9 protein-coding genes are annotated in these 13,813 nt (G+C 65.7%); 6 read left to right on the top strand and 3 right to left on the bottom strand.

Annotation, left to right across the window (positions count from 1 at the left end; all coding sequences use genetic code 11):
• Nucleotide 1 precedes the first annotated feature (1 nt).
• Entirely contained in the window at nt 2-2,596 is a 2,595-nt protein-coding gene (gene acnA, locus NLM27_RS13595) for an aconitate hydratase AcnA (RefSeq protein ID WP_254143776.1), read from the top strand.
• Here the strand turns inward: acnA and fsrB are convergent.
• From fsrB to NLM27_RS13580, 3 genes are all read right to left on the bottom strand, one after another.
• On the bottom strand, nt 2,580-3,872 hold the full coding sequence (gene fsrB, locus NLM27_RS13590; protein ID WP_254143775.1) for a siderophore utilization protein FsrB: 1,293 nt from the start codon (nt 3,870-3,872) through the stop codon (nt 2,580-2,582). The genes acnA and fsrB overlap by 17 nt on opposite strands.
• Nucleotides 3,873-3,932: 60 nt before the next feature.
• Entirely contained in the window at nt 3,933-5,924 is a 1,992-nt protein-coding gene (locus NLM27_RS13585; protein ID WP_254148820.1) for a TonB-dependent siderophore receptor, read from the bottom strand.
• A gap of 601 nt (nt 5,925-6,525) precedes the next feature.
• Nucleotides 6,526-7,350: a helix-turn-helix domain-containing protein gene (locus NLM27_RS13580; RefSeq protein WP_254143774.1), complete on the bottom strand. Its 825-nt coding sequence runs from the start codon at nt 7,348-7,350 to the stop codon at nt 6,526-6,528.
• 306 nt (nt 7,351-7,656) lie between these two features.
• Between NLM27_RS13580 and NLM27_RS13575 the strand changes: the two genes are divergently transcribed.
• Genes NLM27_RS13575 through NLM27_RS13555 form a run of 5 tightly spaced genes read left to right on the top strand, consistent with a single transcriptional unit; the run spans nt 7,657 to nt 13,682 of the window.
• The gene (locus NLM27_RS13575; RefSeq protein ID WP_254143773.1) at nt 7,657-8,877 is read left to right on the top strand and encodes an amino acid ABC transporter substrate-binding protein; all 1,221 of its coding nucleotides are present in this window, start codon (nt 7,657-7,659) and stop codon (nt 8,875-8,877) included.
• Between the two features lie 59 nt (nt 8,878-8,936).
• Nucleotides 8,937-9,812, top strand: coding sequence for a branched-chain amino acid ABC transporter permease (locus tag NLM27_RS13570; protein ID WP_254143772.1), 876 nt, complete (start codon nt 8,937-8,939; stop codon nt 9,810-9,812).
• Nucleotides 9,809-11,479, top strand: coding sequence for an ATP-binding cassette domain-containing protein (locus NLM27_RS13565; protein ID WP_254143771.1), 1,671 nt, complete (start codon nt 9,809-9,811; stop codon nt 11,477-11,479). Before NLM27_RS13570 ends, NLM27_RS13565 begins: the two co-directional genes overlap by 4 nt.
• Entirely contained in the window at nt 11,472-12,203 is a 732-nt protein-coding gene (locus tag NLM27_RS13560; protein ID WP_254143770.1) for an ABC transporter ATP-binding protein, read from the top strand. Before NLM27_RS13565 ends, NLM27_RS13560 begins: the two co-directional genes overlap by 8 nt.
• Nucleotides 12,204-12,230: 27 nt before the next feature.
• The gene (locus tag NLM27_RS13555; protein ID WP_254143769.1) at nt 12,231-13,682 is read left to right on the top strand and encodes an aldehyde dehydrogenase; all 1,452 of its coding nucleotides are present in this window, start codon (nt 12,231-12,233) and stop codon (nt 13,680-13,682) included.
• Nucleotides 13,683-13,813: the final 131 nt, after the last annotated feature.

The raw sequence follows: 13,813 nt of genomic DNA, 5'->3' as shown, positions 1-13,813 counted from the left end.
CATGACCGACCTCTCCGTTGCGGACAAGACCTACCGCATCGCCGATCTCGGAGGTGCCATGGGTGACGATCTCACGCGCCTGCCTGTGATCTTGCGCATCCTTCTCGAAAACGTGCTGCGCAACGCCGGCGAGGAGCGCGACGAGGCCGTCGCCGCGATCCGCGATTGGCTTGCGCACGGCACCAGCGAGCGCGAGATCGCCTTCCAGCCCGCGCGTATCCTGATGCACGACACGACGTGCGGGCCGGCGCTGGTCGATATCGCAGGCCTGCGCGCTTCGCTGGCCGAGGCCGGCGGCGATCCCAACCGGCTCAATCCGGTGCTGCCGGTGGACGTCTCGACCGATCACTCCATCGGCGTCGACGTGTTCGCGCGCAAGGATGCGCTCCAGCAGAACATGCAGCATGAGCTGAAGCGCAACGCCGAGCGCTACCGGTTCATGAAATGGGCGACGTCGGCGCTGTCAGGCGTCCGCGTACATCCACCCGGCACCGGCATCATGCACACGCTCAATCTCGAGCGCCTGGCGAGCGTCGTCACCCGCTTCGATCGTGACGGCACGCCATGGGCCGCGCCCGACACGCTGATTGGCACCGACAGCCATACGCCGATGATCAACGGCATCGGCGTCTTGGCCTGGGGCGTCGGCGGCCTGGAAGCCGAGAGCGTGATGTTCGGCATGCCGGTCATGCTGCGCGTGCCCGACGTGATCGGCGTGCGCCTCACCGGCTCCTTGCGCGAGGGCGTGCTCGCGACCGATCTCGCCCTATCAGTCACCGAGCGCCTGCGTCGCATCGATCTCGCCGACCGCTTCGTCGAGTTCTACGGACCCGGTGTCGCCACGCTCTCCGCCGGCGACCGCGCCGTGGTCGCCAACATGACGCCGGAGTTCGGCGCCAATTCCGGCTACTTCCCGATCGACCGGCAGACGCTCGACTATCTCGCGCAGACCGGCCGCTCGCCCGAGCAGATCGCGCTCGTCGAGGCTTACGCACGGCGGCAGCATCTGTGGTTCGATGCCAATGCCAACCCGCGCTACACCAAGACGCTCACTATTGACCTCGACGAGGTCGAGCTTAGCCTTGCCGGTCCGCGCCGCCCGCAGGATCGCATCGCGGCGAGCCGTACCGCCGAGGCGCTCGGCGTCGAGGCCACTGCTTCCCCCGCCGATGCGCCGGCAGACGGCGCGGTCGCGATCGCCGCGATCACAAGCTGCACCAACACCTCGGACCCGCGTCTGCTGGTCGCCGCAGGCCTCCTTGCCCGCAAGGCCCGCATGTTCGGGCTGACGCCGCCCGCCTGGGTAAAGACCTCGCTCGCGCCGGGCTCGCCGACCGCCGAAAACTACCTGCATCGTGCGGGACTCATGGATGATCTCGAAGCGCTCGGCTTCGGTATCGTCGGCTATGGCTGCACCACCTGCATCGGCAATTCCGGTCCGCTTGCGCCCGTCATGGCCGAGGCCCTGACCTCGAGGATGATCGCCCCGGTCGCGGTGCTCTCGGGCAACCGCAATTTTCCCGGGCGCGTCCACACGCAGGTCGAGAACGGCTTCCTTGCTTCGCCGCCGCTGGTCGTCGCATTTGCGCTCGCAGGTGACGCGCGTCGCGATATCCTGCGCGATCCGATCGGGCGCAGCTCCGATGGCCGCGACATCAGGCTCGCCGACCTCTGGCCAACCGGCGCCGAGATCGACGATGCCCTGGCCAAGGCGCGCGACGCGAGGGACTATGGCAGCGCCTACGACGCCGCCGAGGCGAGCGTGGATTGGGCCGCGCTCGAGGCGCCCGGCGCTGCGCTATTTCCCTGGGATCAGGCCTCGACCTATATCCGCCGGCCACCGTTTGCAGGGCCCGGCAAGGGCACGCGTCTCGGCAGCTACACCGCGGCGCCGCTGCTCGTGCTCGGCGACGACATCACGACCGACCACATCTCGCCGGCCGGGGCGATCCCGGCCGCTGGCGATGCCGGCGATTATTTGGTGAGGCGCGGCGAGAGCGCGCATGATCTCAACGTCTTCGCCTCGCGCCGCGGCAACTGGGAGGTGATGCTGCGCGGCCTCTTCACCAACAAGAGCGTTCGCAATCTGCTTGCACCCGGGTTGCGTCCCGGCACCACAATTCATGCCGGCACCGGCGAGCAGATGGCGCTGTGGTGCGCGGCGGATCGTTATGCCGACGAAGGCCGCTCCGTCGTGGTGGTCGCTGGCGAGCGCTACGGCATGGGCTCGTCACGCGACTGGGCCGCCAAGGGCGTTGCGCTGCTCGGCGTGCGCGCGGTGCTGGCACTCAGTTTCGAGCGCATTCACCGTTCCAACCTGATCGGCATGGGCGTCCTTCCGCTCCGCCTCCCCCCCGGTCGCCGGCCGGAGGATTTCGGCCTCCGCCCGACCGACGAGATCGAGATCGATGCGCCGATCGACGCGATCCGCCCACGCAGCGGCGTGACCGTTCGCATTCGTCGTGATGGCGCCGAAATCGACAGTTTCGACGCGATCGCCGCGATCGAGACCAACCTCGAAGGTGAGATCTTGCGAGCTGGCGGCCTGTTGCCGCTGATCCTGCGACGAGCGCTTGGCCCTACTCCGCCGGCGTGAGTTGCTGCCGGCTCAGGCGCACCGCCGCGGTCTCGCGCACGCGGACCCGGGCGCGGCGCTTGCGCCACCAGATCACGACGCCGGTGACCGAGAGTGCGGCGACGACGAGGCCCATGATCGAAATCAGGATGCGGCCGAACAGCCCAACGATGCGGCCCGAATGCAGCGGGAATTGTGCCTGCACGAAGATGTCCGCGGCTGTGCCGACCCAGGGCAGCCGTTCGCCGATGGGGCGGCCATCCTCGCTGTCGTAATAGAGCTGCGCCGGGCCGACGCCGCCGGCGCCGTGGTCGTCGCCAGGATGGAAGAAGGCGGCGGCATAGACGCCATGGGCGGGCCCGTAGCTGATCGCACCGACCGGGATCGTCCACCCGCGCCCCTTGCCGTCGGCGGCCGCGCGGGCGGCGATGTCGGCGAAGTTGACCTTGGGCTCGATGGGGTCGTCGAGGTCGCGATAGGGCCGCTGCTCATAGGGCGTCGGCGTGTAGTTCGAAACCATCTTCATCAGCGGCGAGAACACCTCGAAATAGAGGTTCAGCGAGAACGCGGTGAAGGCAATGACGAACAGCACGCCCCAGGTCCACAGGCTGAAGGCGCGGTGGATGTCGAAATTGATCCGGTAGGCGCTGCCCGAGGTCTTGATGGTCCAGGCCGGTGCCCACCGCGCCCAGAAGCCGCGCTCGAGCTGGCGCGTGACTTCGGGGGCCCGCGCTGTCTTGGCGCGCCTGCGCGAGGGCAGCGTCAGATAGAAGCCGATGAAGCAATCGATGGTCCAGATGATGGCGATGATGCCGAGAACACGCATGCCCCAGCGGTCGCTGCCCCAGAACTCCGGGATGTGCATGGTGTAGTGCAGCTTGTAGAGGAACGAGACGAAGTTCTCTCTCGTCACCGGCCATACCGCGCCCCAGTAGCGCCGGCCGAGTTCCGCGCCGGTGTTGGGATCGAGGAAGACCTGATTGTAGTCGAGCGGGTAACGCTTGCCGGTCGTGGGATCTATTCGGGGCATGACGAAGAACCACAGCGAGTGGCCCTCCTCCGGCGTCATGAAGAGATAGACGACGCGCGCGCGGGGATCGCGCTGCTCGATCATCCCAGCGAGCTCGATCGAGGGAATCGCCGGGCCCTTGGTCGAGACATCGAACAGATGGCTGTTCAGGACGTCATCGATCTCATGGTCCCACGAGATGATCGCGCCTGTGATGCCGGAGAAGAACAGGAAGCCGGCGGTCAGCAGTCCCGCCCAGCGATGCAGCCGGCCGAATATCGCTCTCATCGTCTTCCACTCTCATCCGTAGGGCCGGCTCCCGATTGCCGGACCGCCCTCGGTTCGAACTCACCAGCGGTAGGTCAGCTTGCCGATGGCCTTGCGCCCCTCCGCATAGAAGCAGCCCGACAGGCTGTAACACGCAGCGACATAGCGCGTGTCGGCAAGGTTCGTCACGTTCAGCGACAGGCGCCAATTGTCACGGGTGTAAGCCAGCAGCGCGTCCAGCACGGTCGCCGATCCTACCTTGAACGTGTTGGCGTCGTCACCCCAGGTCGCGCCGACATAACGGATGCCGCCGCCGAACTGCAAGCCGGCGAGCGGTCCGTTCTGGAGCGTGTAGTCGTTCCACAACGAGGCGCGGTTGAGCGGCACGGTGACCGGCGCCTTGCCGACATTGACCGGATCCTGCGTGACCACGGCATCGACATAGGCATAGGCCGCGCGCAGATTCCAGCCGTCGGCGAGCGACATGGTGCCTTCGAGCTCGATACCGCGGGATTTCACCTGACCGGTCTGTTCAGCGAAATAGCTCGGCGGTGCATAGGTGACGACGTTGTCGCGCGTCAGGTCGAAGGCGGCGAAGGTGAACAGCGCGTTCCAGCCGATCGGCTGGTACTTGACGCCGACTTCGTATTGGACGCCGGTCTCGGGATTGAGCATCTGCCCGGACGAATTGATCGCGAGCACCGGCAGGAACGACTCGGAATAGCTGAAATAGGGCGCGATGCCGTTGTCGAAATTGTACATCACGGCGGCGCGGCCGGTGAAGGCCGACGCATCCTTCGAGACGGTCGTGTTGGAGATGCCGCTGTCGACCTGCGTCGTCACGAAATCCTGGCGGCCGCCGAGCTGGAACGAGAGCCGACCGAGTTTAATCTGATCCTGGGCATAGAGGCCCACCTGCGACTGCTTGACTCCGGTGTTGTCGCTCGGCAGGGCGTCCACAGCGTAGTCGTAGCTGTAGACCGGATTGAAGACGTTGATCGTGGGAGACGACGTCGCGACGCTATAGGCTGTGTCGCGGAAGTTGGTATTCCGATAGTCGATCCCGACCAGCGTGGTGTGACTGAGGATGCCGGTGACGAACTTGCCTTGCAGCTGATTGTCCACAGCGAACGAGTTGATGTACGAGTTGCTGTAGCTGCCGAAACGTGCGAGCTGCCCCGCGGCCTCGTCGGTATAGCCCGCGCCGTAGAACACCTTCTCCTCGTTGTGCTGATAGGCGTAGCGCAGGTTCTGTCGGAACGTGATGTTGTCGGTGAAGTCATGCGAGAGCAGGTAGCCGGCGGTGGCGATCTCGGTGTTGAACGCGTTGAAGCTCGGTACGCCCGCGAAGAACGAGACCGGAATGGTGCGACCGTTGTTCGGCCACACCGTGCCCGAGGCCGGCAGGAACTGGAGGCCCCACCCTGCCCGATCTCTCTGGTAGTTGGCGAGCACGGTGATGGTGGTGTCTTCGTTGGGCTTGAAGGTGACGGCGGGCGCGATGAAGACGCGGTTGTCCTTGGTGAAGTCGACTTGAGTCTCGCCGTCGCGGACCACGCCGGTGAGGCGCCACAGCACGGTGCCTTCCTTGTTGGCGGGGCCGCCCATGTCGAACTGGCCTTGATAGCGATTGAAGCTGCCGCCCGAGATCGAGACCTCGCCGAACTGCTGGGCGGTCGGCAGCTTGGTCACGTAGTTGAGGATGCCGCCGGTGCCGCTGCCGCCATACATCGCCGAGGATGGTCCCTTGAGAACCTCCAACCGCTCGGCCCCGTAGGGATCGAGGCCGTTAAAATGCACGTAGTTGCTCGACGGAACCCGCAAGCCGTCGATGTAAAGGCCCGACATGGTCGTGTCGAAGCCGCGGATCTGGAGGGCGCCGAAGCGGGTGTCGGAGCCGCCATTGACGTCGCCACTGACGCCGGCGGTATAGCGCAGTGCCTCGCCGATCGAGACCGCACCCTGGTTCCTGATCTGGTCGGTGGTCACCACGGACACCGACTGCGGGGTTTCGATCAGCGGTGTATCCGTTTTGGTGGCGGTGCCGCTCCTGGTGGCAACGAAGCCGCGCACCGGACCATTGGCGCGTTCGCCCGTAGTGCCGTTCGATGATGCCGACTGAGCTGGCGCGGCCTGCTGCGCGGGAGCGCGACGATTGGCGCGTGCGGCGCGTGTCTCCGCCGACCTTCGCGACGAGGTAACCGCAGCTGGACGGGCGCGCTGCGCCGGCGCTTCCACGGTGACGGAGGGAATCTCCGTCTGCGCTTGCGCGTAACCGAAGGGCATGGCGAGAGAAAATGTGCTGGCCGCACCGAAGAAAAACACTTGAATCCGTTGACGACGCGTGTCGGAACGCGAAGGAAGTTGGAAGTCTGTCACGTCTGTTAAAGCCCCACGCACTGCCGGCTTCGCCGGTATCATTCTTGCTGCCTCGCCCTAACTCAGGCGATTTCGGAGTGCGATAGGAACCACGTTAGAATCTCTCCAGACGCGTGCACGGCATGTGCGACCAATGCGCTCATGAGCAAGCCGCGTTTGCTTGCCTTCCTTGGGCCGCCTCCATCCAGATCTGACCTGGTTGATTCAGAATGTTTCTGGGGCGACACGTCTTGTGTCGGTCAGCGGCGCGATCGGGACAAGATTCCTGCCGACACGGCTTGCTCCGATCGCGGCCTCACGGCCAGTCCGCGAAATTCAGCGTCGGCCTTGATCGGCCGGCCCTCACGCGTGCAGCAACGCGTCGCCGCCACATGCCGGGCGCCTCGCCGGTGTGCTTGCGGAAGAAGCGGCTGAAATACGCGGTGTCCTTGAAGCCGAGCGCGAACGCGACCTGCTTGACGGCGGCGGTGCCCGCCTCCAGCCGTGTCGCGGCTTCCTTGACGACGCGCTGCTGGATCAACTTGCTTGGGGAGCGCTGGAGTTCGCGACTGCACAGCGAGTGCAAGCGGTCCGCGGTTATGCCGAGCAGATTGGCGTAGTCGCTGACGCGCAGGTGCTGGTGATATCGTTCCTCGAGCAGCCGGCGGAAGCGGCTCAGCACTTCCGCACTGCCGCCCTGGTCATCCTGATCGTTGCTGCCGGCGAAGAGACGCCAGAAGCGCAGCACGCACAGCGTCAGCTCGGCCGACATGATCGACCCTGCACCGCTGCGCGTCGGCAATGCGATCTCGCTTGCGATTGCGCCGATCGAACGCGACATCGTCGTCACGAGTTCGGGGTCCACCGGCAATGTCATGATGCCTGCGGCGCCTTCGAGAGCCAGATAGGCCGGCTCGGCCGAGGGCGGCAAAAAGCGGTGCCATACGCCGGCGCGCAATTGCAAGAGTTCGGCAGTCGCTCCTGCCGATATCTCCAGATACTCGGTCGATCCGGCCGGCAACCAGATCAGGGCGGGCCCCGTCAATGCAATCACCTGACCCGCCTGGCGAACCTCGGCAGCGGAGCCGCGGTGAAGGCAAAGCAGGTGGATGAACGGCCGCGCCGCCTTCGACGCCAGCATCCAGCGTCTCGCAGCATAGTGCGATCCGATCAACGCAGCGCCGACCGATGCGGATCCCGCCGGTGTGGCCGGCGCGGGCGGATTGGTGCCCGCGACCGCTCGACGCACCTGACCCGTGCGACCGGAAACGTCCAACCTTTCCCCGGATCTGTCCATTGTGCGAACAAAACCGAGAGTGCTTGCTAGGTCAAGTCCTGGTCGCGGCGGGCTCCCGAGCTACGCCGAAAGAAATCAGGACGATGGGGAAACGACCCACTTTCATCGTTGCGAACAATCGCTTGAGTGAAACACGAGGGAGGATCGGACATGTTTTCGGCGAACCGTCGAACGTTGCTGCGCGTCACTGGCCTGGTGGCGTTCGCCACAGCGCTGGGGACCTTCGCGTCCACAGCCGATGCACAGGAGAAGATCCGGATCGGCTATGCCATTTCCAAGACCGGCCCTTATGCCGGTGGTGCCGGCATCACGACCCTGCCCAATTACGAGCTGTGGGTGAAGGATGTGAACGCGGCCGGCGGCATCAAGCTCGGCGACAAGAAGCTGCCGATCGAAGTGGTCGAATACGACGACCGCAGCAGCTCGGAGGAGGCCGTCAAGGCGATCGAGCGCCTCGCCAACCAGGACAAGGTCGATTTCATTCTTCCGCCCTGGAGCACGGGCCTCAACCTCGCGGTCGGCCCGACGCTGAACCGTCTCGGCTACCCTCACCTTGCGGTCACGTCGGTGACCGACAAGGCGCCGGAGCTTGCCAAGCGCTGGTCGAACGCGACCTTCTGGCTCGGCACCTCCGCGCAGATCTCCGAGGCGCTCGCCGATCTGCTCGGCAAATTGAAGAGCGAAGGCAAGATCGGGCCCAACATCGCGATGGTCAGCATCGCCGATCAGTTCGGCATCGAGTTGTCCGCCGCCGGCCGCGAGGCTTTCAAGAAGCACGGCTTCACGCTCACCTATGACAAGACTTATCCCATGGGTGCGCAGGATCTTCAGCCGCTGCTGAAGGACGCAATCGCGTCCAAGCCGGATGCGTTCGTCGCGTTCAGCTATCCGCCGGATACAATCGCGCTGACCGAGCAGGCGCAGCTCTTGAAGTTCAACCCGAAGGTCTTCTACGTCGGCGTCGGCACGGCCTTCCCGCTCTACAAGGGCAAGTTCGCCGCCAACAGCGACGGCGTGATGGGCATCGGCGGCTGGAATGCGGACTCGCCGCAGCTGAAGGACTATCTCGCTCGTCACAAGGCTGCGACCGGCAAGGAGCCTGATCGCTGGGCAAGCTCGATCACCTATGCGAGCCTCCAGGTGCTCCAGCAGGCGATCGAGAAAGTCGGCAAGCTCGATCGCGCCGCAGTCGCGGCCGAGATCCGCGCAGGAACGTTCGACACCATCATCGGCAAGGTCAAGCTGAAGGACGGTCTGCTCCAGGAGGTCTGGAGCGTCGGCCAGTGGCAGAACGGCGAATTCTACGCTCTCGCGCCCGCCTCGCTTCCGGGCGCGCGTGCGCCGGTCGTGCCGAAGGCGCAGTGGCAGTAAGGCTGGCGGGCGGGCCCCGCGCTGCGCGGCCTGCCGCCGTCCACTAGGAACCCTGTTTCATGCTGGTTGTCGACATCGTCCTGCCGGGCCTCGTGCTTGGCGGCATGTACGCGCTGATCGCGCTTGGGCTGACGCTGCAATATGGCGTGGCGCGGATCATGAATCTGTCCTACGGCGAGTCGCTGGTCGCGGCCGCCTTTGGCGCGTTCTCGCTCTACAGCGGCCTCGGCCTCAGCCCGCTGGCTGCGCTGCTATTGGCCGTCCCCGTCGCGATGGTGTTGAACTGGCTGCTCTACCGCTTCTTGCTCGAGCGACTGATGCGGCGGGGCAAGGACAGAGGCGCGCAGGAGATCGACAGCATCCTCGTCACTTTCGGCATCTTGTTCGTGATCCAGGGCGCCATGCTGGTCGCCTTCGGCGGCCAGTATTACAGCTATAGCTATCTCTCCATTCCACTGACGATCATGGGCTCGACGCTTGCGGTCAATCGCCTGGTCGCGTTGCTGTTCGCGGCACTGGTCGGCGGCGCCGTGTATCTCGCCCTCACCCGCACCCGGATCGGGACCGCCGTCCGCGCCATCGCAGTGGACGCGAATGCCGCGCGCCTGGTGGGGATCGACGTGGCGGCGCTGTCGGGGCTGGCCTTTGCATTCGGCGGCGGCCTCGTCGCCATCGGCGGCGTGCTGGTCAGCATGTTCCTCACCTTCAATGCCGCCATCGGCGTGGTCTTCACCATGAAGGCGCTGGTCGTCGTCATCATGGGCGGCGTCGGCAATGTCATGGGCGCGCTGGTTGCGGGACTGCTGCTCGGTGTGGTCGAAACCGCAGTGGCGCGGCTGGTCGACCCGGGCCTGACGCTGGCGGCCACCTACGCGCTGTTTCTCGGCGTGCTCCTGATCAAGCCGACCGGTCTGTTCGGGAGAGCTACGTCATGACGCCGCTCGTCCGGACATTGCTGTGGGGTGCCGGCCTTGCCGTGGCTGCGGCTGTTATCACCTATCCGCTCTTTGCCAACGGCTATTATCTCGCACTCGGCATCAGTGTTCTCTATTTCACGATCCTGGCGACGGCCTGGGCGATGTTCTCAGGTCCCACCCGCTACATCTCGCTTGCGACCGTCGCCTTCTTCGGCCTTGGCGCCTACACCGCCGCGGTGCTCGGCGAGACCATGCCCTGGCCCGTCGTGCTGCTGGCCGCGGCGGGAATAGGCGCCCTCACCGCCGCAATCACCGGCCTCTCGACGCTGCGGCTATCGGGCATCTATTTCGTGATCTTCTCCTTCGGACTTGCCGAGCTGATCCGGCAACTCGTGATCTGGTACGAGGTCAACATCCACAAATCGGTCGGCCGCTATCTCTTCAGTGCCGTGACGCAGGACATTCTCTACTGGCAGCTCCTGGGCCTGACGGCGCTCGTCTTCTCAGTCGGCTGGTTGCTCGGGCGCTCGCGCTATGGGCTTGCCCTGCGCGCCATCGGCGCCGACGAGACCGCGGCCAGCCATTCCGGCATCGATGCGACGCGGGTCAAGCTCGGCGTGTTCATCCTGAGCGCGACATTCATGGCGATGACCGGCGCGGTGATGGCGCCGCGCTGGACCTATATCGATCCGGCCATCGCGTTCAATCCGACCATTTCGTTCCAGGTCGTCATCATGGCCTTGCTGGGCGGCGCAGGCTCGCTGTTCGGCCCCGTACTCGGTGTCATCCCGCTGGTCCTGCTGTTCGAGGTTCTGACAGCGACGCTGCCCAATCATTTCAGCATCGTACTCGGCCTCATCTTCGTGCTCATCGTCATGGTGCTGCCGAACGGGGTGATCGGACTGTTCGGGGGCGGGCGCTGGCGCGTCCCGGCTGGAGGCCCGGCGGCGGCTTCCGCCCGCACCATGGGTGCTCCGCTGCTTGCGGTTGACGGCGTCAGCAAGTCGTTCAGCGGACTGCGCGCGGTCGATGGCGTCAGCTTCACGGTCGCCCCCGGCGAGATCATCGGCGTCATCGGCCCGAACGGCTCCGGCAAGACCACGCTTCTCAATACGCTGTCCGGCGCCTTGAAGCCCTCGTCGGGCACGATCCGGTTTAGTGGCACCGTGCTCAATGGTCTGCGAGCACACCAGATCGCGCGACTGGGCCTTGCCCGCACCTTCCAGCTGGTGCGCGTGATGCCGGACCTCACCGTCGCCGAGAACGTCGCGGCGGCGCGGCTGTTCTCTACGTCGAACGGCTCGGACGCAACGGCAAGCGAACTGCTGGACCTGGTCGGGCTCGGCACCATGCACGAAGCGCAAGCGGGCGAATTGACCTATATCGATCAAAAGCGTCTGGAGCTTGCCCGCGCGCTGGCGCTGCAGCCGCGCCTCGTGCTGCTCGACGAATGGCTGGCGGGCCTCAATCCGAGCGAGCTCGAGACCGGCATCGCGCTGATCGCAAAGCTGCGCGAGCGCGGCCTCACCATCATCATGGTCGAACATGTCATGGATGCCATCCGCGCGTTGTGCGGCCGTTGCATCGTCATGAACGCCGGCAGCGTGATCGCGCGCGGTGCTCCGGACGAGGTTTTGGCCGATCCAAAAGTCGTCGCCGCCTATCTCGGAGGCGACGATGCTTGAGGTCGCCGCCCTCTCCCATTTCTATGGCAAGCACCAGGCCCTGGCCGATATTGGGCTCGGCATCGGTCAAGGCGAGATCGTCGCGATCCTCGGCGCCAACGGTGCCGGCAAGTCGACCCTGCTCAAAAGCATCGCCGGGTTGGTCAGGCCCGCCCGGGGCGCAACGATCCGGTTCGAGGGACAGAACATCGGCGAATTGCCGGCCCATTTGATCGTGGAGCGCGGCATCGCTTTGGTGCCCGAAGGCCGCGGCGTCTTCGGCGAGCTGACGGTCGCCGAGAATTTGCAGCTCGGCGCCTACCCTGCCCGGGCCCGGGCAGGCGAAGCAGCCCGGCTCGCAAACATCCTGCAGCTGTTCCCACGCCTGGCCGAGCGCATGACCCAGGCCGTGCGCACCATGAGCGGCGGAGAGCAGCAGATGGTGGCGATCGGCCGCGCGCTGATGTCGAACCCGCTGCTCCTCCTCCTGGACGAGCCCTCGCTCGGCCTGTCGCCTCTGCTCAGCCGTGAGATGTTTCGCGCGCTGACGCAGATCCGCGCCAGCGGCGTCGGCGTCCTGCTGGTCGAGCAGAATGCCCGGGCAAGCCTCGACATCGCCGATCGCGTTTACCTGATCGAGTCCGGGCGCAACGCCGGCAGCGGGCTGGCCAGCGCGATGAAGAACGATCCCGAGATCCAGCGTGCCTATCTCGGCAAGGCGCGCGCCGTATCCACCCCGAAATAGTTACCCCAGCAACCCATGGAGGACTCCATGAACGCAATCGACCTTCTCATCGGCGGCAAGAACCAGTCTGCCAGCAATCAGCGCACCTTCCAGCGTCACAACCCGATCTCCGGCGAGATCGCATCCATCGTCGCGGCGGCCTCGATCGACGACGCGATGCGCGCTGCCGACGCTGCGGCCGCGGCCTTTCCGGCCTGGTCGCAGCTCGGTCCGTCCGAGCGCCGCAAGCGGCTCAGCGCTGCCGCCGACACCCTCGCGCGCCGGGCGGCGGAGTTCACGGCGCTGATGGTCGCCGAGACCGGTGCCACCGCGGGCTGGGCCGGCTTCAACGTGCATCTTGCCGAGGGCATGCTGCGCGAAGCCGCAGCAATGACGACGCAGATATCCGGCGAGGTCATTCCGACCGACAAGCCCGACAATCTCGCCATGGCCTTCCGCCAGCCGGTCGGCGTCGTGCTCGGCATTGCGCCCTGGAACGCACCGGTGATCCTTGGCGTGCGTTCCGTTGCGATGCCGCTTGCTTGCGGCAACACCGTGGTGCTGAAGGCCTCCGAGATGAGCCCTGGCGTGCACCGCCTGATCGGAAGCTGCCTCGTCGAAGCCGGGCTCGGTGACGGCGTCGTCAATGTCGTGACCAATGCGCCGGAGGATGCGCAGGCCGTGGTCGAGGCGCTGATCGCCCATCCCGCGATCCGCCGCGTCAACTTCACCGGCTCGACCCGGGTCGGCCGCCTCATTGCGCTCGCTTGCGCCAAGCATCTCAAGCGCGCGCTGCTGGAACTCGGCGGCAAGGCCCCGCTGGTCATCCTCGACGACGCCGATCTCGACGCGGCCGTGAACGCGGCCGCCTTCGGCGCCTTCATGAATCAGGGTCAGATCTGCATGTCGACGGAGCGGATCGTCGTCGACGACAAGGTCGCGGATGCCTTCGTCGCCAAATTCGCCGCCAAGGCAAAGGGGCTTCCTTTCGGGGATCCAAGCAAGGGCAATGTCGTCCTCGGCTCGCTTGTCAGTGCTGCTGCCTGCGACCGCGTCAAGGGCCTGGTTGATGATGCCGTTGCCAAGGGCGCGGTGGTTGCGGCGGGCGGACACGGGAGCGGCACCATCATGCCGGCCACCATCGTCGATCACGTCACGCCGGCGATGCGCATCTACGGCGAGGAAAGCTTTGGTCCGGTCGTGACCGTGGTCCGCGTCAGCGGAATCGACGAGGCCGTGCGGGTCGCCAACGATACCGAATACGGCCTCTCCTCCGCCGTGTTCGGCCGCGACATCGCGCGCGCCCTCGGCGTTGCCAAGCGGATCGAGGCCGGCATCTGTCACGTCAACGCGCCCACCGTGCACGACGAGCCGCAGATGCCGTTCGGCGGCACCAAGGCGTCCGGCTACGGTCGCTTCGGCGGCAAGGCGGCCATCGACGAGTTCACCGAGCTGCGCTGGATCACCGTGCAGACCGGACCGCGGCATTATCCGTTCTGATCGGCGGCCGGGCTGCGAGCCGGGCCGTCGGACAGAGATGGAAGCGCGCTGCTTCAATCTCGTCATTGCGAGCGTAGCGAAGCAATCCAGACTGTCGTTGCGGATAGACTCTGGATTGCTTCGCTTCGCTC

This window comes from Bradyrhizobium sp. CCGB12 (assembly GCF_024199845.1).
GTDB lineage: Bacteria > Pseudomonadota > Alphaproteobacteria > Rhizobiales > Xanthobacteraceae > Bradyrhizobium.
This window is presented reverse-complemented; position numbering and strand designations above follow the sequence as displayed.